The sequence below is a fragment of the Bradyrhizobium sp. SZCCHNR3119 genome (assembly GCF_032487775.1).
In the GTDB taxonomy this organism is placed as follows: domain Bacteria; phylum Pseudomonadota; class Alphaproteobacteria; order Rhizobiales; family Xanthobacteraceae; genus Bradyrhizobium.
On sequence record NZ_JAUEUV010000001.1, the window covers coordinates 5,490,071 to 5,509,853 of the forward strand.

Here is a 19,783-nt window from a genome sequence, read left to right on the forward strand (position 1 = left end):
TCGCGCGAACTTGTCGACGGAAATTTGAGTGACCGGCTTGCTTCCGTCCATCGGCACCGGCTCCGGACGAGAGATGATTCTGGTGCGGGCGGTGGGACTCCAATCACTACAGAACTTTTCTTCTGAAATTTGAAAAACTTAAGTGTTATTAGTGGCTTAATTCCCAGAACGTTACTACAATTCTCTACTCCAAAATTTTTTCAAGTGAGCATTTTTATGCCGGCGAAATCGTCCACCAAGCACCGGTATCTCGTCAGCCAGGGAGGCCGCTATTGGGCGCGGCTGAGCGTGCCGAAGGACCTGAGATCGATCATCGGGCAGAGCGAGCTCTGGGAGGCGTTGGGGCCGGACCTGATGCAGGCGAGGCGGAAGCTGCCCGGAGCCGTGGCGCGCATGCACGTCCGGCTTGGCGAGGCCAGGGAGGAGCTGGAGGCCGGTCGGAAGCCACTGAGCCGCCCGCCGCGGGAGGGCCGTATCCTAAGCGTCCGCAACCTCGCCAAAGCGCATTTCGAGGAGCAGCTACAGAAGCAGGCGGAGGAGCGCCGGGCTGACTTATCGCGATTCGCGGAGACGATTCGGTTTCAACGGGACGTGGTGCAGCCGTTCTATGCCGAGAAGCTCCGGAGCGTCGTGAACGGGCTCGCCTCAAACGAGGAGGCCGACGCGCTCATTGGCTGGTCGATTGACCGCTATCGAGAGCAGGGGAACACGGACGCGGTTTTTGGCACGCCTGAATGGCGGGAACTGGTCCAAGCGCTCGCCGGGGTACATCTCGAAACGATTCGCCTGAATCAGGCGCATGATTCGGGCGACTTCTCCGCTGAGCCGTCGCATCCGCTGTTGGTGAAAAAGCCCGCTTCGGAGGATCCTGCCTCGGTTCGTATTCTTGGGCCGGACAGCGAGCGCACTTTGAGCGATCTCGCGGAACAGTTCGCGAAAGAGAAGGCGACCAGCGACCGCACCCGCCACGACAACCGGGTGACGATTCGGATGCTGGAGGAACAGATTGGCGAACCGCTGCCAATTTACCGGCTTACGCGCCAGCACGTTCACGCGTTCAAACGGATGCTTGCCGATGCGCCGGCCAACTATACGAAGCGGTTTCCGGGGATGACGCTGCCGGAGGCGGTCAAGGCGAACAAGGGGAGGGCGAAGCCTTACCCGCTGCTGGATGCGCGAACGGTCAACGACAAGTATCTGGCGCGGCTGCACGCGTTCCTGAATTGGGCGGTTCGGGCTGACATTATCCCAGACAACGCCGCCGCCGGTATCAAGGTCGAGGCGGTCAAAGCGTCAACCCCGCCACGCGTGCCGTTCTCGCCCGGTGATCTGACACGGATGTTCGGTGAGCATTTCGCCCCAGGCGGCAAATGGGGTGAGGATCAATGGGCTATGGTGCTTTCGCTCTTTGGCGGCATGCGCGCTAGCGAGCTCGCTCAAGTAAGACTGGATAGCGTTCGGCGCGAGCGGGGCGTTCTGGTGATCGCGATCGAGGAGCAGACGAAGAACATGGGCTCACGGCGCCTGATCCCGGTCCACAGCCAGCTCTTGGGGTTTGGCTTCGAACAACTCGTTGCTGGATTGAGACAGCGCAAAGAGACGCACCTGTTTTCGAACTGGTATCGCCAGGGCATGGAAGCCAAGGCCAAGGCGCCGAAGGAGACCGCGACCATCGATCACTACTTTCCGCGGTATCTGCCGCGGCGATTTAACGTGACCTATCTAGCGAAGGTCGGGATCATTGACGATCGGAAGTCGTGGCATTCGTTCCGGCACACGTTCAAGACCGGGCTGTCCATGGCTGGGGTTGGGAAGGACATGCGGGATCAGCTATGCGGGCACGCGGATAACTCGGCCGGAGCGGGTTACGTGCACGGCGCTTCGATCGAAGCTATGGCAGAAGCGGTCCAGAACCTGAAGTTTGACGGATTTCCACTCTGAAGGCCAATGCGCCTTTCGTGTAGCTGTTCTGTGTAGCGGCGCCGGGCGTTCGGCTTCGAGCATAAATGTTCAGAGTACAAATGGCCTGTGACAATTGAAGGGCTGACATTTATGCGCTAATTAGTGTTGCGCACACGCAGAGATGGTGAAATTCGGATATTTATGGATAACCAATGCCCGTCGATCCAGATCAGATTTTCCGCGACCTATCTTCCAATTCATATTTGGCGAGTTATGAGCTGCTAAAGCGTCTGGAAACTTCACTTATTCAGGGGGCGCCGAGTTCATCGGATTACACGGAGGCATGCGGGATTTTGGAGGCATTCTATGAGGCGCAAGCTTGGAAGCCACCGCCTCCACTGAATGCCAACAACGTCTCGGTCCGCGATATTGATGACACTGCTAACATGTCTAGAGCCCGTCCGCGTCTTCAGTATGAAGCGTTCGTCGCTCAGATCATGCAAAATTACAGATTTGTGATGAAAGAGAAGGCGACTGCGGCCCTCAAGTCAACATTGGCGAACGAGCCTGGATACGCAGTCCTAGAGGGTGAAGAAAAGAAAGAACTACACCAGCACATCCAAAAGATAAGGAGACCATCATTGAAGGTTCGTCGCTTGATGATCGCAAGAAGAACAGCTTGTTTGAACGGCTCAACGAGCTTGCCCGCGAGATCGACCGAAATGGTACGCGCACAGATAGATTTTTCGCATTTGCAGGCGAACTAAGCTTCTATGTTGGTCAGTTCGCTAAGAATGCAAAGCCTGCCATAGATGAGGCAAAGGCCATTCTCAAGATCATCTGGCGCGCACGCGAACGGCACGATGGGACGAAGCTTCCAAGGCCGGATGATGTTCTGTTGCTGCCAGAGCCTGAGAACGTAACGGAATAGAGCTGCGGACGAAGTAGGCGCGGCGACGCGCGTGCCTTTCCTTATGACTTTCAACGTTGGCCGAGAAGAGTTTGGGCTAGTGGGGAGAGAAGGTCCTTCGCAAGAAGTCTTGTCTCTCCAATGCTTAGCTGTCTCCTTGCGCCAGCTGGAGAGTGGACCAGAACCTTATCCCCCTCAGGCACAATCCGTATTGGGTTGCCCTCATCGAGTACGATCGAGGGCGCTTCGCTGCCAGCAGCCGCTTGAATTAGAGCTTCCGCAAGGTGGTTTGACTGCGGATGTCTAAAATAGGGGAAGTGTTCATCATCAAGCACGAGCGCGAATGCTCCACGGCCCGGCCGATCGCCGTCCTTCTGCCAAATCTCCTTCAGAGACCATCGCTCGCGACGAATATCAAAAGCTTTGCTCATTTTGCGGCTCCCAAATTCTGCTTCTGTTTCTGATGGAGCTACTACCCTTTCGGTGTCAGGATTGTGTAGCCTTTTCTCTCCATACAATCTGTGATCATCCCCGCATCGCCAATCCATCCGTGGGCGCGTTTGGCCTCGATGCACTCGTGTTGGTCTTTCGCGAGCTGCTCCGGGGAATGGCCATAGGAGTCGACCGCAGGCGGTTCGTATCGGCCGTGGCCTCCACCGCAGCCACAGAGTGCGAGCGCGGCAAACATGAAAAGAGCTTCACGCATTGCTCAATTCCGCTTCTTCTTTTCTGCGTCTTCAAGCTGAGCAATGATCACGTCGCCCCGGATTTCGAGCGGCCAAATGTCGCCGGCTTCGCCAAGCACGCGCTTGATCTGATCCTCCGTGATCCGGCCTTCGAATGGACAGGGCTCCAGGTTTGCGAGCGCGGCCGTGAGCCGGGTGTAGCGGTCGTAAGGCAGAAAGATATCGTCCTGCGTCATTTGGTGCCCCTTCTGTGATGCAGGAGCGATAGACTCATATTCGCGGAGTCGCGTCAAGCCATTGAAACAATTAAAGATTGTAAGTCAAGACTGACTTATAGAGCAGCGACCCGAGCTCTAACCTGCTTAATGACGTTCACGCGCAAGATTGCCCTATCGCGATTGCTCGCGGCGAAGGTCGTGTTTGGAGCATTCGAGAGCTTAACCTCTTTCATTGCTCGCGCTAGTTCATCGTCGATGGCAGCCAAGGCCTGCTGAACACCTTCGGCGCGCGCGGCATCAAGCTCCTGTTGCGTGCAGGACATCCTAGTCTTCCCCTTTCGTCATCCGCCGGAACTCAGCGTAGACCCATCTGGCATCACGTCCAAGCGGCTGCGTGATCGTGAAGGTCCGGGGATGGCCGATCGCTTTCTGAACGGCCTTGATGTTGCGAAGGCAATAGGTCGCCCAATCGTCGTCTCGCAGCGGCTGGAAGTGTAGTTGCTTGTGCTTTCCAGGACTGGTCCATTCGCCCCAGCTCGTTTTCATGGTCCGTCTGATTTGGTCGGTAAGGACAGGCGAGAGCGTTGGGGCCGGATACCGGAAAGCCCCATGGAGATGAAGACGGCCGTCTTCATCGATATCCACGGCAAAGAAATAGGGAAGCACAATCCCGGCTCTCCGGAGGTTCTGATCAAATGGACGCTTCAGCGGGTCCAGGAAGCCCGCGGGATCGCGTTTGGCGTTCTCTATGGCCTCAGGGGTCAGATTGAAGGTGAAGGCTATAGCGGGGTTGTCCTCAATCAGGAGAGCCGCCGCGGCGCATACTGCCGTTACAAGCTCTCCAGTGAGAGACCAGACGGGAAGGTTGTCGTTTGATGGCTTAGAGTGGGTAGGAGAGGGGCTGGGAGGGGACAGAATAGGGGGTGAGGGATAGCTAACTAAAGATCCGTCGCCGGCCGCGGCGTCGGGCAGCCGAAAGCTCCTCATTTTCGCGACGGTTTTCCTATCATTTTCAGGAGAGCGGCGCTTCGTGCCTGAAACATTTTTCGACTCCGGCTTTGAAACAATTTTCGACACCGGGGCTGAAACATTTTTCGACAGCTTTTCGACGGCCGATGCGGGTTCATCCTCCATCTTCTCGAGCGCGGCAATCACCTCCTCGTCGGTCTCACCGCCGACGTTGTCCAGGTTCAGATCGAAGTCGAAATCGTCGCGAGGAGACTCTGAAGAAATATCGCGCGTCGGCGCTGAAGTCTCGGGATTTGTGCTATTATGTAGATATTCGAGCGACGGCACGTTCGGATGACTCCTTGTTAGCCGCCCACCATCGTTTGATCGCCGTGGTGGGCGGCATTTCTTTTCGTTTCAGCTCGTCGACTATAGCGAGATCGCCCGGGGTTGATCCCTAGCGCCTTAGAATGCCGCCCGGCCGCATTTGGGTCCGCAGCTCCTGTCCGATCGCCGCACGCGCCGCGTCCTGGACGTGCTGGGCGATCATCGCGGCGAGCTCTCGGTTTTGGACTGGGGTGCCGTTCGTGGCTCCCCCATGAACGTGGATGTCGCCCATGGTGATGCTGGAGCCGCCGTCGGCCCTGCCGATCAGCGGGGCTGGCGATCCGCCACCGATCACGCCGCCGTCGGCAAAGGCAGGAATGGCGCGAGCGAACTGCATTGAGACATGGTTCGGATAGACCACGGCGCCCTTGGGCAGCCGGACCAGCTCCGGCCCGCGCTCGCCAACCCAAGCGAGACCGCCCGGTGCGCTGTCAGTGCCGCTGGCAAAGCCGGGGATCGCCGCAGCCGTGGACGTTGAGGCTGAACCGCCCAAGCCGAACAGGCCGCTAAGGCCGGAAAGCAGCGGCTTCACGATCAGCGCCTGGTTGACCATCTGGAGCAGCGAGCGAATGAACTGCTGCTCGAAATCCTTCATGGCATCGCCCGCGGTCTTGGCGCCTGTCTCGAAATCGAGGAGCGGGCCGTTGATCGAGTTGCTGAAGGCATCGGCAGTGCCCTTCAGGGCGTTGTTCAGCCGCATGGCAGCGGCCTCGCTGCTGTTGAGCGCAGCGGGCACGTCATTCCCATAGATGCTCTTGAGCTGTTGAGCGACCTGGACGTCTTCAGGCGACATAAACGCGGTCTGCCGGCCGAACGAAATGTCGCTGTTCACCTTGGCCTTGGCCAGGGCGTCCGCCGCGGCTGCAGCTTGCGCCTGCAGCGCTTTGAACGCCGCGGCTTGTGCTGCGGTCTCTTTGCCGCCATTCGCCTGAACTGCCGAGAGTTCTGCCGCTTCGGCCCGAAAACGGGCGGTTGCGGCCTCGCCGAGACCAACAGCCCTGGTGTCCGCTTCTACCTGTTGGGTGTGCTTTCGCAGCGAATTGATTGCCCGGTCTACCGCGTCGGCTTGGTCGCCGGTCGCCTTATCGCTCGGAGCCTTCGAAGTATCGCCGCGGAGTGCCGATTGAACCGCGGTGGCGTCCTGCATGCTTCGGGTGACGTTGCCGTAGTTCTGGAGCGCGGCACGGAGCTTGGCATTTGCTCCCATCATGCCGATGTCTTTCGGATCGCTGGAGATGCCGTGTGCAGCCTCTGCAGCGGCGCGGCTCTCCGGCGTGGTCGTCGCGTCCGTGATCGATTTCCAAATGGACGCGTTGCCAATCCGATTGGCAAACCAATCCGGGACTTGCTTGAGGGCCGTATAGAGCTGAGTGGCATAGCCGACGGCCGCAGCGAGATCCTCGGTGATGTTCACCCAGCTCTCATGGTAGTTCATGCCGAGCTTGGCCAAGTCGTCCTGAATCGGCTTCCACCGCTCGGCAAGAATCTTCTGAGCAGCGTCCATCCGGTCTTTCAGCTCGATTGCCCGGCCGATGTCTTCAGGCGAGATCAACTTGGCATTTGACATCGTGTCGGCGCGCTGGATCATCTGGTCCAAGAGGCCGCTGTTCGCCCTCAAGGCGGCGGCCACAGGCTCGCCGAAAGCCCGGCCGGCAATATCGAGCGCGGCCAGCCGCTCGCCCTTGGTCGTGGCCTGATCGATCAGGCTCACGATGGCCCGCAATCGTTGCTCGGTCGTCGTAGCGCTGGCGAAGGCGGTAACACCGGAGTTGCCGGCGAAGTTGCCCGCATCTACCAGCTCTTTCATGCGCTGCTGAATCTCGCTGCCGCCGAGCTTGTCTGCTGCCGATTGGTTGAAGCGCTGCAAGGCCTCCGAAACTTGATCAATCGATAGCGCTGCGGCCGGCGCCGAGGTGGTGAAGCGCTGGAAAAAGTCAGCGCTCACACCGGCCGAATTCGCCTTTGCTGCAACATCGTTGAATTCGGCAATCTTGGCCTTGGCGAGATCGGTGGCATAGCCCATCAGCTTGAACGCGTCAGTGACGGCCGTAATGCCGAGTGCGATCGGCCCTAGAAAGCCGAGAAACCGGCCAAAGGCGAGCGTAGCCACACCGGCCGCGCCTTGCGAAGCCAGGAACGAGGCGTTCATGCTGATGACTTGCCGGGCGATCGTGCGGGTGACCGTGCCGGCGAGCGCCGACGTCTCGGACATCTTCTTTTTGAAGTCGTCGAAGCCGGAAACGGTGATCGGGATGTTGAGACCGGATGTCGTCATTGCGGGTTCCCGAGATAGAGCGCAACTAAAAGGCCCATCGCGTGGCCGGCGTTATCGCCAAGCGGCAAACCGCGGACATGGCTGTCCAACAGCCGTTCGGCCTCGCGTTCCGGCATGCCGGCGCCGATCAATCCGAGCTCGAGCACGCGTTCCACGTCTTCGATGCTTGCCGTGCCGTTCTCGAAACGGGAAATGCAGGCAGTTGGCGAATTGCCGTTGTGCCCGGGCAAGCCACGGAAGCTGAGGACCCTCCGGACCCAGGGGTGATTTAGGTTGAGAGGGTAGGTTGTCTCTCCCCAAGTGACGGCGCGGGCGCAAGGGTTAGTATCGGTCATTTCAGAACCTCATTGAGTGCATCGTTGATCGCTTCTCGGATATCGTCCTTCATGGCGTTGTACGTAGGATAGAACCACGGGCGGGCCGGCTGGCGACTGGTCCCGAACTCGAAAGCCTCGGCATAGTCATAAGAGACGCCGCTACCTTCCCGCACTTCTTTGGTGGTCATGTCGCCACCGGCTTGGACCAGATATTCCAACTCGTTGGCGCCGGGCGCGACCGTGCAAGACGCCTCCAGAGCGCCGGTTTCTGGATCCTGCTCTAAGCTCTGCAGTGCCGCCCGTTGCGCATCCGAAAGGCGGAACGCCTGTTCGCGGAGAACGTCGCTCAGTCTCTCCCGCAGTTGTTCGGGAAGCGCATTCAAGTGGGCTTCAAGATCATCGGCCATAGTCTACCAGCTCAGCAATTCGACAGCGTCGGGGTGATCATAGAGAGAGCGGGTGGTCCCGCCGGCAGCAGCACGGCTTACGGCCATCGCTGCAGCCACCGCGCCGTCAATGCTCAGCCACTTCTTGGATTTGTAGAAGCGAACCGCGTGCTGTTGCTTGTTCCGCTCAACTTCGGCGTTGGCAAAGCAGAAGCGCAACACGGGATGTCCGCCGTGACGGAAGCGCCGGGCGATGATCGCGCGCTCCAGCTCAGAGATCGCGGGCATCATCAGGCTCGGCACCTGCCGGAAGTCGACGACCGGCAATCCCTTTTCCAGTAGTGCGGACTGCATCATGCGCGCCAGATAAGGGTCGAAAGCGATTTCCTGGACGTTGAACCGGTTGCAGATGTCTTCGATCGTGGCCTGAATGGCATTGAAATCGATCACGCTGCCTTCGGTGGCTGTGATCAGTCCATCGCGCTCCCATTGAGCGTAAGGCGCGCCGGTCTTGTTCTCGCGCTCGCGGAGGTTGGCGCGGGGGCAGAAAAAGAACGGGTGGACGTCGTAGCCTTCGGCACTATCTGGCCAAGCAGCCATCACGATGGCCAAATCCGTGTTGCTGGACAGATCAACACTAAGCCAGCACGGCTTAGAGGCGAGCGCGTCTAGATCAACGGGAGCCGCACCCTGATCATAGACGGCCATTTCAACGAACGGCGCCGACGCGCTGTCGAGCCACTGATTGAGGTTATACTGACGGAAATCTTCGCGATCGGCCGGCTTCTCTTTCGCCTCTTCGGCAGCCTGCCGCATGCCAACGATGTCGGGGAAGCCGTATTTGAGGCCGGGATTGACCCGATGCCAAACCTTCTCGTCTCGCCAATCAAACTTGGCGGGTGGCTCGAAGATGATCGGCAGGTAAGACCGATTGATGATCTCGCCGGCTGCGATTTTCTTGGCATAGCTGTATTCCTCATAGCCGAGATTGTCCTGACCACGGCCCGCGGTGGTGATGATCACGAGTAACGTGTTCGGCACCTTAAGCAGGCCGCTCTTGAGCGCTCGCCACAAGCGCCGGTTCTTCCAGACGTGCAATTCATCGATCAGCACGAAGTAGGGCGTCTTGCCCTGCTGAACGTCGCCTTCGGCTGGGATCGCCTGGAGGGTTGCACCGGAAGCAAGGTGTTCAAGCTCCAGCTCGGAGTCGACGATATGGGTTGCACGGGTGAGGGCAGGGGTCGCCTTGATGAAGGCTTTGGCCTCGTCAAAAGCCAGCTCGGCTTGATCCTCTGCGCTCGCGGCGAGAATGCAGGCACCGCCCGGGACCTTCTCATGGCCGCAAGCGTGCAGAAGCCCCAGGCCGGCGCCGAAGGTGGTCTTGCGGGCGCCGCGGGGAATTTGGATGTAGACCGTCCGAACCTGCCGATTGCCGTTGGCGTCCGAAGGCCCATAGATGCGGCGCAAGATGCGTTCCCAAAACGGCGCCAGCTCAAAGGCATGCTTGGGCGCCGTCGACTTGGGATGCTTCAGCGCGCGGAAGAACTTCACGGCGCGCTCGCCGCGGCCGTGCGGGTCCGGAATGGGCGAGCTGTCAAACACCCAGGTCGGATGCACTGTCATCGTCGTTCTGATCGGTTCGCATGGTCGGGCGGTTGCGGGAAACGGGCGTCAAGCCAAGCTCGGCAGCCAAGAGGCGGGCGCGGGTCATCGCGTCGGACTGGATGCGGACGGCCGGATGCGCGCGGAGGCCGCGATCGGTGATGATCACGCTGCCCTCTCGCTTGATTATTCGCTGCATCTCGCGAACCTGACCGGATGCGATGCAGTAGCTTTCCAAGCTGCCAAGATCGGCATCGGTGAGGATGCGGCGTGCGGAAAGGATGGGCATAACTCGTCGCCATTCCGCCTTGGCATCTTTGCTTAGCCAGGAGGATGCCTTCAACGGGGCTGCGACCGCGCTTGCGTCTGCGGTAAGTTGTGGTTTTCGGCCTCTCATGCCGCAGCCCTCTCGACAAAAACGGAAGGACGCGGCAGGTTCGCGCCATGGAGAGAAACAACCTTCCAGGCCTCACGCCCGTCTGGATTATTGCGCTTGCGACCGTCTTGGCAGCATTTTTGTCGGCGGGGGTGCCCTTCATTTTCAAAGACGATATTCGGCCCGCCGACTGGCTGGGATTTGCGGGCAACATCATAGTGGCAGGTGTGGCGCTCATAGCCGCGGTTATCGCTTGGAGGGCCGTTCAAGCTCAGATCGCTGCACCTGACGAAGCTCGCGTCAAGGCACAGGCGGAGGCTAAATCCATCGCTGTAGTTGCTCTCGCTCAGCCGGTGCATGCTGCCTCCGCTCTGCTTCGTGCGGTGCAGATTGCGGAAGCTGCAAATACCGATGCTGGTAAGACTCAATGGGATGGAATTGTTGCGATATGCTGCGAGCAAGTAAGCGCAATGCTGGATCACTTTGCGCTGCGCGAAATTTCCGGCGAGTTGGATCCGAATGACCGAGCTCTCTTTTTGATTATCATCCTTCAGCTTTCTTCGATGATTAATATCTACAGGAGGCCATTCGGGCTGATCTCGCGAGAACAGGCGCTTAAAAATTTTGCGAATCAATTGAGAGGTTTGGAGAACTACTTGCCGCACTTCGATCAAGAACTGTGGGACGTATTTGTAAGAGATTCGAACCCTGCGGCTGCCCATCAGTAGAGTAGTCATTTCCCGACCCTCTCACACGTGAGTTCCAGCCCCACCCTTCGGCCGACCTCCTTTGTCTGGCTGATCGTTAACTGGCTGCCTTGGTAGACGACACGATTTTCCAGCGTCACGCCATCAACCCACCTCGTCCGGAACGTCAACACCGCGTTGGTCGTCTTGCCGCGCGGGCCCTCGCGATCGTCCGTCGCGTTCTGGAGCAACTGCGCGCGCATGGTCGCGAACGTGGTCCAGACATCGATAGGCGTTCCCCAGGCATCGATCCCGGTGGACCGGCGCTGCAGCTCTATGATCCGATCGAGGTTGCCGGCGCGCATCAGTTGGCCTTCATGATGCCGGCAACGGTGACGATCCCATGGCTATAGGAGCCGTGCACGTCACGCATGAACCGAGTTTGGGTGACAGCCAGGTCGTGGACGACGAAGCTGTCGAGGTTCAGGACACCATTGATCTGTGCATCGACGCGGAGGGCCTGGACGATCGCAGAGATTGCCGCCTTGGCGTTCACAAGGCCGGGCTCCTGGAACCAGACATGCAAGGTCGCGTAGGAAGTCGAGTCGAACCGCCGATAGACGGTCTGGCCCTCGCCAATATTGAGGCAGGGGACGCGCTCGGGGCGTCCGTTGGTGTCGAGGATGTTATCGGGCGGCACAAGCGCCATCAGCTCAGCGCTCGCCAATAGGCGCGCGCGGATGGCCTTCTGCAGCTCTAAAGAGGGCTCGAAACTCATCAAAACACCCATTGCCGCTCGTTTGCGAGCAGGTCCAGGAAGCCGAACGGGAGCTGTTGCGCCGTGATGCCGACCAGCGAGGCTTCCCGGTTTTCGAAGAGGTGCGCGGTAAGCTGGCGCACGGCCTCATTGACGCAAGCCGGGATATTCGGCGCGTCTGCAGGGATCCCCGTGTATTTCGCGACCCAATCCGCCGCGGCTGCGAGCTTTTCGGTGATCAAAGCGTCGTCGAAATCGGTCGTGATGTTCAAATGCGCCTTGACGTCGTTGAGGGTGATCATCTGAAAAAACTCCAATTAGACGCCATCTTGCGCGACGGGAGGGCCCCGGTCGGCGACGGTTTCGGCAAAGTCGTTTGATACCCCAGGGGTAGCGTTCTCAACCAACAGCTCCAGCCTAGATGCGAAGCTTGAGAGGGAGCGGTCTATTTCCCTGACGAGCTGATAGAAGTCGCGGCGCAGCGCTCTGGCGTCGGCATTCAATGCAGCAAGCATGGCCCGTTGCTCTGCGTTGGGCATGCGCTTTCGTCCGCGGTAAGTCGGCGGGGCGGACAGTGCTCGTTCGATGGACCATCCCGCATTCAAGCGGTAGCGCAACATCTGGGGCGATTGATGGGTGCGGGCTGCCCATTGGTGGATGGTCAAGGTGAGACCGTCATGCGTGATGGTTCGGGCTGCCATTGGCTTTCCTGTTGGCGAGGCGTTGGGCGGATCGGGTTTGCAATGGCCGGTCGTGCTTCGACGCGTCCGCGATAAGGTTGGCTGCGAATGCGCGGACGCGTATCGGCTCCATACCTGCGAGTGCGCAGACAGCGTTGAAGTCTTTGTTCGGCTTCGTGAGCCAATCGCGGCTTCGCAGTTGGTCGAGTCTCTCCGCCGCCTTGGTGGTCGAGAGCGGGGTGGTTGCGTCGATGATTGCTTGCTGGATCACAGCGCACCACAATTGCTGTTCGCTCATTCCCGGCGCTCCAGGCTTTGCTTGCGGCTGGAATGGCAAGGCGAGCTCGCAAGGGCTTGCCAGTTGCCGCGGTCCCAAAAGAGCTTTGGGTCTCCGCGATGGGGAGTTTTGTGGTCAACGCAATCGGCGAGCCGGCCGCAGCCGCATGCGCAGAAGCGGTTCTCGGGCAGGGCGAGAAACGCTTTGCTCTCGCGGCGCCACTTGCTGTCATAGCCGCGGTCATGCGCGGAGGGCCGGCGCTTGTCGGCTTCGGCTTTGCGGCGTTGCTGGCAAAGGCAGATGACGTTGGCGGGAACGATCTTGCCGCAGCCACAGATGCGAGGGGGCTTAATCGGCATTAACGGCCGCCCCTTGCTCTGCCCATCGCGTTCAGTTCAGCGCGCATATCTGCGGTCAGCTCGCCGGCCGATGCATCGATCGTTGTGCCATCCTCGCGCGTGCCGAAGAGCGCCTTGAGCATGTCCAGGCGGCCTTCATAGGCATTGAGGATTTCGCTTGGTTTGGCTTCCCAGGTGTCTTCCGGTGTCCAACCGAGCCAGCCCGTTCCGAACTGGTAAAGGCGGGTGTGATAGTCTTCAAAGCTGATGGGTTTACCGGCTGGCTTCGCGTCGGCTTCCGTGCCGGCCGCTCCAGCCAGCACAGCGACGAATTCGAGCAGTTCGTGACGGCTGCCTAGAATGGCCTCGCCCAATGGCGAGACATCGGCATCCGGCGCATTGAACGGCTTGAGGAAGGCGGGATCGTTGCAGCCAGCGGTTATGACATCTTGATAGGCGCCAAACTGGCCTTCTTGGATTGCCTTCGCGAGCTTGGCGAAGCCACGATATTTGAGATTCAGACAGAATGCAGCCCGCAGCGTCGCCCGCAACGTGAAGAGTTGAGAGCAAAGCACGATATGGACGTCTGCTTCCGTTGCGAGCCGCATGGGTCGATCCTCAGTTAGGTCGCCGAAACCTTCAGCTTCACGAAGCGGTCGGGGTTGGTCACGTCGGCCCCGACGCGACGGCGCGCATGGAAGCGAACCTGTCCCTTGGTCGCGAGCGTGTAGGGATCGCGGAGGATCGAGAGGCCGATACGGTCGACAATCCGGTATCCCTTGAGGTCGCCGAACAGGATCGGATATTTGTTCGCGCCGATGTCGTCCATATCGATCGCTTCCACGATCGGACGGCCGAGCAGGGTAGTCGGTGCACCGTCCGAAATCGGGTCCACGACCAGATAGCGGCCCATGCTGTCCTTCCACGTCCGGATCGATCCCAGCGTATTGCGGTTCATCAGCCACACGCCGTTCTGAGCATGGACACCCGGAAGCTTGTGGAACATGTTGATCAGTACGTCAGCTGGTGCCGAAGTCGGAAAGCCGGTGCCATTGCCGGTGATCATGGTCTGGATGCTGGCGGCATTCATGATGCCTTTGGGCTTGCCAGTGCCGCTGCCGGTCACGAAAGCGGAGCCTTCCGCGATGCCAAAACTTTCCGCAAAGTCCGAGGACAGCTCGCCTTCGAGATTGTAGGCGTTGTCTTCGAGGAGCTGATTGGAAACGTCGGTAAAGGTCGCCAGCTCATACGGAGCGAATGCAACCTGCTCATAAGCGGTTTCGCTTTCGGTACGGTCATCCGTCTCGCCGACCCAATAGGCCGTCGTGCTGCTCGTTCGGCGCGGATACTTGATCTCGCTGCCGCCGATGGTGATGACGCGCGCATACTGCCGAATGGGCGAGAACTGGCGAAGAGCCTTCAGAATCTCTGCACCGAACTGTTCCGGGGCGAGGTAGCCTGCCGCAGAGTCCGTCGCGACCGTCAGGGCTTTCGCCTCAAGCGGGTCCATGCGTTCCACGCCGCGACGAATGAATGAGTTGAAGGCCTTCGTTTCAAGCCTCGGCTCGTTATCGTTCGCCGGCCCATTCTGCGGCCGGTTCATCTTGGCCTCGAGTCGATCGAGGCGCTCGGTCAGCTTGTTGTCGTTCGCGGCCTTGGTCTCGAGCTTGGCTTTCAGCTCTTCGAGGGCCTTGCCGACCTGCGCTGCTGGATCTTCGTTTTCGAGGCCGGTATCCTTCAATTCGAGGGCGTTCATGTTCATGGGGACGTTGCTCCTTAGTTCAGCGCTGCCGTGAAACGCTTGATGAGATCGGCTACGGCACGCGCCGTATCGTTGGACTTGGCGCTGAGGATGCGAGCGCGCGGATGCGAGGGATTGCGAACAACGCTGATCTCATAGAGATCGAGCGCGGAGATGATGCGGTTACGGCCTTGCTGGCTTGAGGCCTTGGTCCTAAAGCCAATCGACAGCCCGGAGACGAGCTGGCCCTTGATCAAGCCATGCACCGCGCGGGCGCGCGGCCGGTCCATATGGAGCTTGCCCTTAACAACAAGCCCGTCGTTGGTTTCGGTCGCATCGGTCCATGAGCCGATCAGATCATCCGGATTGTGGCCGTAGAGCATCGGCAGTTCAGGCACCGCGAGATTAAAGGCGCCTTTGGTGATGATGTCGTTCGCGCTGTCCGGAGAGCCGAAAGGCCACGCGTTGCCGACGATCTCGCCAGCATCAGAGACCGAAAGCGTTGCCTTCAGTTCGAGATGATCCATGCTCATATCGAGCACCAAACAGCCGGGGTGGTCGCGCCGGTGAGGCTGAACCGCAGCAAGCACAGTCCGAGTTCGAAGCCGCCGGAGCCGTTCGCCGTGAATGAGACGAAGGTCTCCGCGGCCTTGTCGACATTGATCCAGGTCGTGCCGTTGTCCGGTGACATCTGCAGCGCTGCAGTGCCGCCGCCGAAAGTGCCCCAGGCAGCTGCGGTGCCACGGCCACCGCTCCAGGGGATCGGAGCTGTCGCCCCGTTCTCGGTGAGCTTGACTTGCACTTATTTCTCCTCACGCGGGTTGCCGCACAGCAAGCGCTCAAGCGTCTTGGCTGCGACGGGGTGTGAATCGAGAAGGGGGCGTTCGGCGGCATACAGTGCGACCAGTTCGGCCGCCCGCTTCGGCGAGATGCCGCCGCCAACGAGCGCGAGCCGAATGGTTTCCGTGATCTCGGCTTGAGAGCACTGCTTCGCAAACACGCGGTTGCTGATCGCGAGAATGCCGGCGCCGCATTTGGTTTCGAGTTCGGTCACGGTAGCCGGTGTGAGCTTGAACTGATATTCGGCATCGCCGAAGAACTGAACGAATGGCTTCATGAGCCGCTCCAATGAGAGGGATTGTCTCCAAAGGCGGCTTCGATTGAGCCGGCCGAGTTCGCGTAGACCGAGATGTCTTCATTGTCGGATGCGACAGAGATCGGAATTCCGGGGGCGAGAACTTCGCCATAGATCAGGGGAATGGCCATGCCTTGCGGGCCAGCTTCGCTGCCGCTGATGCTGCCCATGGTGCTCGAGTCATTTGAAGTTGCTTGCTCAGCGGGCTTGGTGAGAAGAGTTGAGACGCCGCTGAGCGCGAGGCCTATGCCAATAGCTGCGACCGTGCCGTAGCTGATGCCTGGAATACTTAAGCTGCCCATCGTGAGCGGCGTGGCGAGCGTGCCCCCGGACAGAAAGATCGCGCCGCCGATCAGCGCGGCGCCAAGTACGATCTTGGTGGTGCCTTTCGCGGTCTGGTTCGATGCGCCCTCGATAACCGGTATCAGATGGAGATCTGCAGCGCCGAGCCTAAAGCCATTCACCAGCTCGAGATCCAGATCCATGCCCCTATCGAAGTCGCCGCGGATAAGCCGATAGGAGCGGCCCTCAAGCGCTTTGACGAACTTGCCGGGGAAAGCGCAATTGAGAGCGCGCAGGGCCTCGCCCGCGGTCTCCACGTCGAAGCGGAAGCTCTCGCCGAATTCCGCGCCGAGCGCGCCATATAGGTAGATTGTCCGCATCATGGATTGAGCACCTTCGCCGCGGCGGTTGTCTCGATTGCGGGATTGATGAACTGCTCGCCGCCGGCGTAGGGCGGTTCGTCGATTTTGGCGCGCGCCTCATTGGGGTTGAGGATGCGGGCCGCGACGGCCTTGCCGAGACCTTCGATCAGCTGGAGATAGTCGGGCCGCGCGAACTGATCGGTTTGGAATTTCGCGACGTAAAGGCGCCGCTCTTCGGGTGTGAAGAGCTTCAGCGCGATCTCCGCTTCCCATCGCCGAATCCAGGGCAGGAGGGTGTAGATCAGGAATTCAGCGCCCATCTGCTCGGAGTTGGACCACGTGGCGCGGTCCATTTCGAACAGCATGTGAGGCGGGACGCGGAAGAGCCGGGCGATCTCATTGATCGCGAACTGCCGCAGTTCCAGGAATTGGCTATCGACCGAAGTAAACGTGAGCGATTGCCAGGACGCTTCGGAGGGAATGACGGCGGTGCCGCCCGAATTGGTGCCGCCGTGCGCGGCTTGCCAAGCCGCCTTCGCTCGGGTGAGTGCGTCCGGAGTGAGGTTGCCTTTCAGCGCCAGAACGCCGCTGGGGCGTGCGCCGTTGCCGAAGAGGCGGCCGGCGTGCCGCTCCAGGGTCAGGGCGAGGCCGATCGCCTCGCGGCCCTCATGGATCAAGCCGCGGCCGCAGAGTGACGGGCTGGGGAGATGCAAAAGGTTCTGGCGATCGATGATATCGGCGCCGACCTTGTAGACCGGCTCGCTGTTTTCGTAAGTGACGCTGACCGGGGTCAGCTCTGGATCGATCCGGATCAGCTCGGCAGGCTTGCCGCCGTCCACGCGGTTGACGAAGGCGAAGCCGCCGAAGGGATAGAGGAGCGCGTCCCGGGTGATCTGCTCCCGGAAGGTGCCGGCGGCGGTCCAGTCGTTTGCCGCGTCGTGAAGCAGCGCATAGGCCGGGTGATTCGTGTCGGCGGTCTTGGCGCCGTCCACGGCCCGCTTATAGACCGGGACCGGCAAGCCGCCGATCGCCTCGCTGATCAATTGGACGGCGCAATGAACCGGCGCGCATTCCATCGCGATGCGCGGCGTGACGACGATACCGGCGCTGCTCGGGCGCGCGCCGAAGAGATCAAACAGCCACGGTTCGGGCGCGGCGAGGCTGCCTTTCTTCTCCAGTCCAATGAGTTGCCGAAACTTCGAAGCGAGCGCGATTGGCATCAAACAAAAGGGGGCTGCCGCAGCCGCGAGCGCGGTTGCGTGGTTCAGTGTTCCCCTTGTTGAGAGAAAGCCCTTTCTCGCCGATCAGCGGAGAAGGTCGGCTTCTACAAGTAATATTGTCGCAGCAATTTCCTTTGCGCGCAACTCAATCACCCCAAAAACGCACCCACATTTCTACTACAAAACGACCTGATAATCCCAAGCTAATGGAATGATTTTATTGGTAAATTTTTGCTGGTGCGGGCGGTGGGAGTCGAACCCACACGACGTTGCCATCGAGGGATTTTAAGTCCCTTGCGTCTACCAATTCCGCCACGTCCGCATTTGAGATCAGGGACTTAGCGCCTCATTCGGCGAAAGGGAATGAGGTCTGCTAGCATCCTTGCAGCTCACGCAATGCTTAAGCCAGCCGGGCCGCCTCGGTAAAGCCTCAATCCGGACGTCTGCACCTGCTTGAGAACGGGCTCAGGCCTTCGAGGCGACTTGGGATCGGGGCTGCCTGGTTGGTCAGGCGCCTTGTGGGACGGGCGCCTTTGGATCGGACTTGAGACGATGTCTTAAGCTTCATGAACTATCGAGGTGGAATGACCGTCGCCGGATACCGCTGTGCCCCATCCCTGTTGGCCCCCTTTGCGGGGCTGCTGCTGCTTGCGCCCTTGCTCGGAGCTTGCGCAGGCATGAGCGACAGCATGTCGACCGCCTTCGCCGACCCCGCCAAGTACGAGCTTTACGATTGCAAGCAGCTCGAGGCCGAACGCAAGACTCTCGCGTCCCGCTCGGCCGAATTGCAGGGCTTGATGGCAAAGGCGGAAACCGGGGCAGGCGGCACCGTGGTGGCGGAGCTCGCCTATCGCAACGACTACGTCGCGGTTCGCGGACAGTCTCAGCTTGCCGAAGAGGCTTGGCGGCGTAACCAATGCCAGGAGACGCCTCCATCTCCGCCAGCCTCCGCCCATGGAAAGACGGCGGCCAAATCGGTCAGGTCGGTAAAGCCGGCCAAGCCCGGGAGCCGATCCGTTCCAGAGGCTCCGGTCACGACACTGCCGAAGGACGGCTCGACCTACTGACCGGTCGACCTTTGCGCCGCGGCGGTGTCACAGCCGCCAGTCATAGATCCAGCTCTGCCGCTTGAGCAGGCGTGCCGGACCGAGCGCTTTGATCGCGAGGTCGCGGGCGAGCGCCAGCGGCCCGGCCATGTGGTAGATGCGGCCCTGGCTGCGCGCCGTACGCTGCACCTGCGTCACGCGGGGACGGCGCAGCTTGGCATAGGTTTTCAACGCCGCGGCGACGTCGCGTGGCCCCTCCAGATGCGCTTCGCTCAACGTCTTCGCCAGGACGGCGGCGTCCTCGATCGCCATTCCCGCTCCTTGCGCGGCGAAGGGAAGCATCGCGTGCGCGGCATCCCCCAGGAGGGCGATCGACCCTTCGGCCCAGTCGCTGCCTTCGGGCACGCCGAACAGAGCCCATTTGCGCCAGCTGCCGACCGCATTGAGCAGCATGCGCGCCGGGCTTGGCCAGCGCGGTGGGGCAAAAGCAGCCATCAGCTCGGCGGCGCTGCCTTCGGTGCTCCAGCCTGGCCGATTCCAGGTTCCCGGCACTACGGCCACGACGTTGATCTGCCGGCCGCCGGAAATCGGATAGACCACGAGGTGGGCGTCCGGCCCCATCCACAGCTGCACACGGGCTGCGGTCAGTTCGCGCGGCAACTGCTTGGCGTCCAACGTGCCGCGCCAGGCGATCAGGCCGGAGAATTGAGCTTGGACCTGCGGAAACAGATGATGTCGAACAGTCGACCAAACCCCGTCGGCCCCGATCAAGGCCAGCGCGAGGTCCTGTCTGCGATCATTGCCACGGCGGTGGACGACGGTCAGGCCCTTGGCGTGGCCTGCGGCGTCCTCGAACTGGCAGCCGAGCCGCAGATCGATGTCGGGATGAGCCATGGCCTCGGCCGCGAGCGCCCCCTGCAGGTCGGCGCGGTGGATCACCCAATAGGGAGCGCCGGCCGCTCGGCTTGCAGCCTCGCCCAGCGGCAGCCGCACGATCTCACCGCCCGCCCGCGCGCTCATGATCGCGATCGATTCGGGAACGACGGCGCATGCCGATAGCCGCGGCTTCAGTCCGAGATCGATCAGCACGCGGCTGGCGTTGGGCGAGAGCTGCAGGCCGGCGCCCACTTCTTCGAGACGCTCGGCCTTTTCCAGCACCACGACGTGGAAGCCCTTGGTCGCGAGCGCCAGCGCCGCGGTCAGCCCGCCAATCCCGGCCCCTGCGACGAAGATGGTGCGAGATGGCGCCACT

26 protein-coding genes and 1 tRNA gene are annotated in these 19,783 nt (G+C 60.6%); 4 read left to right on the top strand and 23 right to left on the bottom strand.

What is annotated here, in order from left to right:
• Positions 1-216 precede the first annotated feature (216 nt).
• Both QX034_RS25225 and QX034_RS25230 read left to right on the top strand, forming a co-directional pair.
• The gene (locus QX034_RS25225; RefSeq protein WP_316195915.1) at positions 217-1,941 is read left to right on the top strand and encodes a tyrosine-type recombinase/integrase; all 1,725 of its coding nucleotides are present in this window, start codon (positions 217-219) and stop codon (positions 1,939-1,941) included.
• A gap of 173 nt (positions 1,942-2,114) precedes the next feature.
• Positions 2,115-2,669, top strand: coding sequence for a hypothetical protein (locus tag QX034_RS25230; RefSeq protein ID WP_316195917.1), 555 nt, complete (start codon positions 2,115-2,117; stop codon positions 2,667-2,669).
• 214 nt (positions 2,670-2,883) lie between these two features.
• Here QX034_RS25230 and QX034_RS25235 read toward each other — a convergent pair whose 3' ends face one another.
• From QX034_RS25235 to QX034_RS25270, 8 genes are all read right to left on the bottom strand, one after another.
• The gene (locus tag QX034_RS25235) at positions 2,884-3,243 is read right to left on the bottom strand and encodes a hypothetical protein (protein ID WP_316195919.1); all 360 of its coding nucleotides are present in this window, start codon (positions 3,241-3,243) and stop codon (positions 2,884-2,886) included.
• 278 nt (positions 3,244-3,521) lie between these two features.
• Positions 3,522-3,734, bottom strand: a complete 213-nt coding sequence (locus QX034_RS25240) for a hypothetical protein (RefSeq protein WP_316195921.1) — start codon at positions 3,732-3,734, stop codon at positions 3,522-3,524.
• Positions 3,735-4,040: 306 nt separating this feature from the next.
• Positions 4,041-5,012: a hypothetical protein gene (locus tag QX034_RS25245; RefSeq protein ID WP_316195923.1), complete on the bottom strand. Its 972-nt coding sequence runs from the start codon at positions 5,010-5,012 to the stop codon at positions 4,041-4,043.
• A gap of 109 nt (positions 5,013-5,121) precedes the next feature.
• Positions 5,122-7,326 (bottom strand): hypothetical protein, encoded by a 2,205-nt coding sequence (locus tag QX034_RS25250; protein ID WP_316195925.1) that lies wholly within the window; start codon positions 7,324-7,326, stop codon positions 5,122-5,124.
• Positions 7,323-7,661: a gene transfer agent family protein gene (locus QX034_RS25255; RefSeq protein ID WP_316195927.1), complete on the bottom strand. Its 339-nt coding sequence runs from the start codon at positions 7,659-7,661 to the stop codon at positions 7,323-7,325. Before QX034_RS25255 ends, QX034_RS25250 begins: the two co-directional genes overlap by 4 nt.
• Positions 7,658-8,050, bottom strand: coding sequence for an HK97-gp10 family putative phage morphogenesis protein (locus tag QX034_RS25260; protein ID WP_316195929.1), 393 nt, complete (start codon positions 8,048-8,050; stop codon positions 7,658-7,660). Before QX034_RS25260 ends, QX034_RS25255 begins: the two co-directional genes overlap by 4 nt.
• A gap of 3 nt (positions 8,051-8,053) precedes the next feature.
• On the bottom strand, positions 8,054-9,580 hold the full coding sequence (locus QX034_RS25265; protein ID WP_316195930.1) for a terminase large subunit: 1,527 nt from the start codon (positions 9,578-9,580) through the stop codon (positions 8,054-8,056).
• 43 nt (positions 9,581-9,623) lie between these two features.
• Entirely contained in the window at positions 9,624-9,974 is a 351-nt protein-coding gene (locus QX034_RS25270; RefSeq protein ID WP_316195932.1) for a phage terminase small subunit P27 family, read from the bottom strand.
• A gap of 101 nt (positions 9,975-10,075) precedes the next feature.
• Here QX034_RS25270 and QX034_RS25275 point away from each other — a divergent pair, with 101 nt between their 5' ends.
• The gene (locus tag QX034_RS25275; RefSeq protein WP_316195934.1) at positions 10,076-10,735 is read left to right on the top strand and encodes a hypothetical protein; all 660 of its coding nucleotides are present in this window, start codon (positions 10,076-10,078) and stop codon (positions 10,733-10,735) included.
• 5 nt (positions 10,736-10,740) lie between these two features.
• On the opposite strand, the gene QX034_RS25280 is transcribed toward QX034_RS25275, so the two are convergent.
• The 14 genes from QX034_RS25280 to QX034_RS25345 form a co-directional block, all read right to left on the bottom strand.
• Positions 10,741-11,058: a head-tail adaptor protein gene (locus QX034_RS25280; RefSeq protein WP_316195935.1), complete on the bottom strand. Its 318-nt coding sequence runs from the start codon at positions 11,056-11,058 to the stop codon at positions 10,741-10,743.
• Complete coding sequence (locus QX034_RS25285) at positions 11,058-11,483, bottom strand: DUF3168 domain-containing protein (RefSeq protein ID WP_316195937.1); 426 nt, start codon at positions 11,481-11,483, stop codon at positions 11,058-11,060. The genes QX034_RS25280 and QX034_RS25285 overlap by 1 nt, the downstream gene beginning before the upstream one ends.
• Positions 11,471-11,752: a head-tail connector protein gene (locus QX034_RS25290; RefSeq protein WP_316195939.1), complete on the bottom strand. Its 282-nt coding sequence runs from the start codon at positions 11,750-11,752 to the stop codon at positions 11,471-11,473. Before QX034_RS25290 ends, QX034_RS25285 begins: the two co-directional genes overlap by 13 nt.
• A 15-nt stretch (positions 11,753-11,767) precedes the next feature.
• Positions 11,768-12,151: a hypothetical protein gene (locus QX034_RS25295; RefSeq protein WP_316195941.1), complete on the bottom strand. Its 384-nt coding sequence runs from the start codon at positions 12,149-12,151 to the stop codon at positions 11,768-11,770.
• On the bottom strand, positions 12,126-12,428 hold the full coding sequence (locus QX034_RS25300) for a hypothetical protein (protein WP_316195942.1): 303 nt from the start codon (positions 12,426-12,428) through the stop codon (positions 12,126-12,128). Before QX034_RS25300 ends, QX034_RS25295 begins: the two co-directional genes overlap by 26 nt.
• Positions 12,425-12,766: an HNH endonuclease gene (locus QX034_RS25305; protein WP_316195943.1), complete on the bottom strand. Its 342-nt coding sequence runs from the start codon at positions 12,764-12,766 to the stop codon at positions 12,425-12,427. Before QX034_RS25305 ends, QX034_RS25300 begins: the two co-directional genes overlap by 4 nt.
• Positions 12,766-13,353 (bottom strand): hypothetical protein, encoded by a 588-nt coding sequence (locus tag QX034_RS25310; protein ID WP_316195945.1) that lies wholly within the window; start codon positions 13,351-13,353, stop codon positions 12,766-12,768. The genes QX034_RS25305 and QX034_RS25310 overlap by 1 nt, the downstream gene beginning before the upstream one ends.
• Positions 13,354-13,367: 14 nt before the next feature.
• On the bottom strand, positions 13,368-14,507 hold the full coding sequence (locus QX034_RS25315) for a phage major capsid protein (RefSeq protein ID WP_316195946.1): 1,140 nt from the start codon (positions 14,505-14,507) through the stop codon (positions 13,368-13,370).
• Between the two features lie 14 nt (positions 14,508-14,521).
• On the bottom strand, positions 14,522-15,013 hold the full coding sequence (locus QX034_RS25320; protein ID WP_316195947.1) for an HK97 family phage prohead protease: 492 nt from the start codon (positions 15,011-15,013) through the stop codon (positions 14,522-14,524).
• 2 nt (positions 15,014-15,015) lie between these two features.
• Positions 15,016-15,288, bottom strand: coding sequence for a hypothetical protein (locus QX034_RS25325; RefSeq protein ID WP_316195948.1), 273 nt, complete (start codon positions 15,286-15,288; stop codon positions 15,016-15,018).
• The gene (locus tag QX034_RS25330) at positions 15,289-15,603 is read right to left on the bottom strand and encodes a gene transfer agent family protein (RefSeq protein ID WP_316195949.1); all 315 of its coding nucleotides are present in this window, start codon (positions 15,601-15,603) and stop codon (positions 15,289-15,291) included.
• Positions 15,600-16,286: a hypothetical protein gene (locus QX034_RS25335; RefSeq protein WP_316195950.1), complete on the bottom strand. Its 687-nt coding sequence runs from the start codon at positions 16,284-16,286 to the stop codon at positions 15,600-15,602. The genes QX034_RS25330 and QX034_RS25335 overlap by 4 nt, the downstream gene beginning before the upstream one ends.
• The gene (locus tag QX034_RS25340; RefSeq protein ID WP_316195951.1) at positions 16,283-17,485 is read right to left on the bottom strand and encodes a phage portal protein; all 1,203 of its coding nucleotides are present in this window, start codon (positions 17,483-17,485) and stop codon (positions 16,283-16,285) included. The genes QX034_RS25335 and QX034_RS25340 overlap by 4 nt, the downstream gene beginning before the upstream one ends.
• A 235-nt stretch (positions 17,486-17,720) precedes the next feature.
• Positions 17,721-17,807: transfer RNA gene (locus QX034_RS25345), tRNA-Leu, on the bottom strand.
• Between the two features lie 262 nt (positions 17,808-18,069).
• Between QX034_RS25345 and QX034_RS25350 the strand changes: the two genes are divergently transcribed.
• Entirely contained in the window at positions 18,070-18,552 is a 483-nt protein-coding gene (locus QX034_RS25350) for a hypothetical protein (protein WP_315705080.1), read from the top strand.
• A 27-nt stretch (positions 18,553-18,579) separates the two neighbouring features.
• Here QX034_RS25350 and QX034_RS25355 read toward each other — a convergent pair whose 3' ends face one another.
• Positions 18,580-19,782 carry an FAD-dependent monooxygenase gene (locus QX034_RS25355; protein WP_315705081.1) on the bottom strand — a complete coding sequence of 401 codons (1,203 nt, stop codon included), beginning with the start codon at positions 19,780-19,782 and terminating at the stop codon, positions 18,580-18,582.
• Position 19,783: the final 1 nt, after the last annotated feature.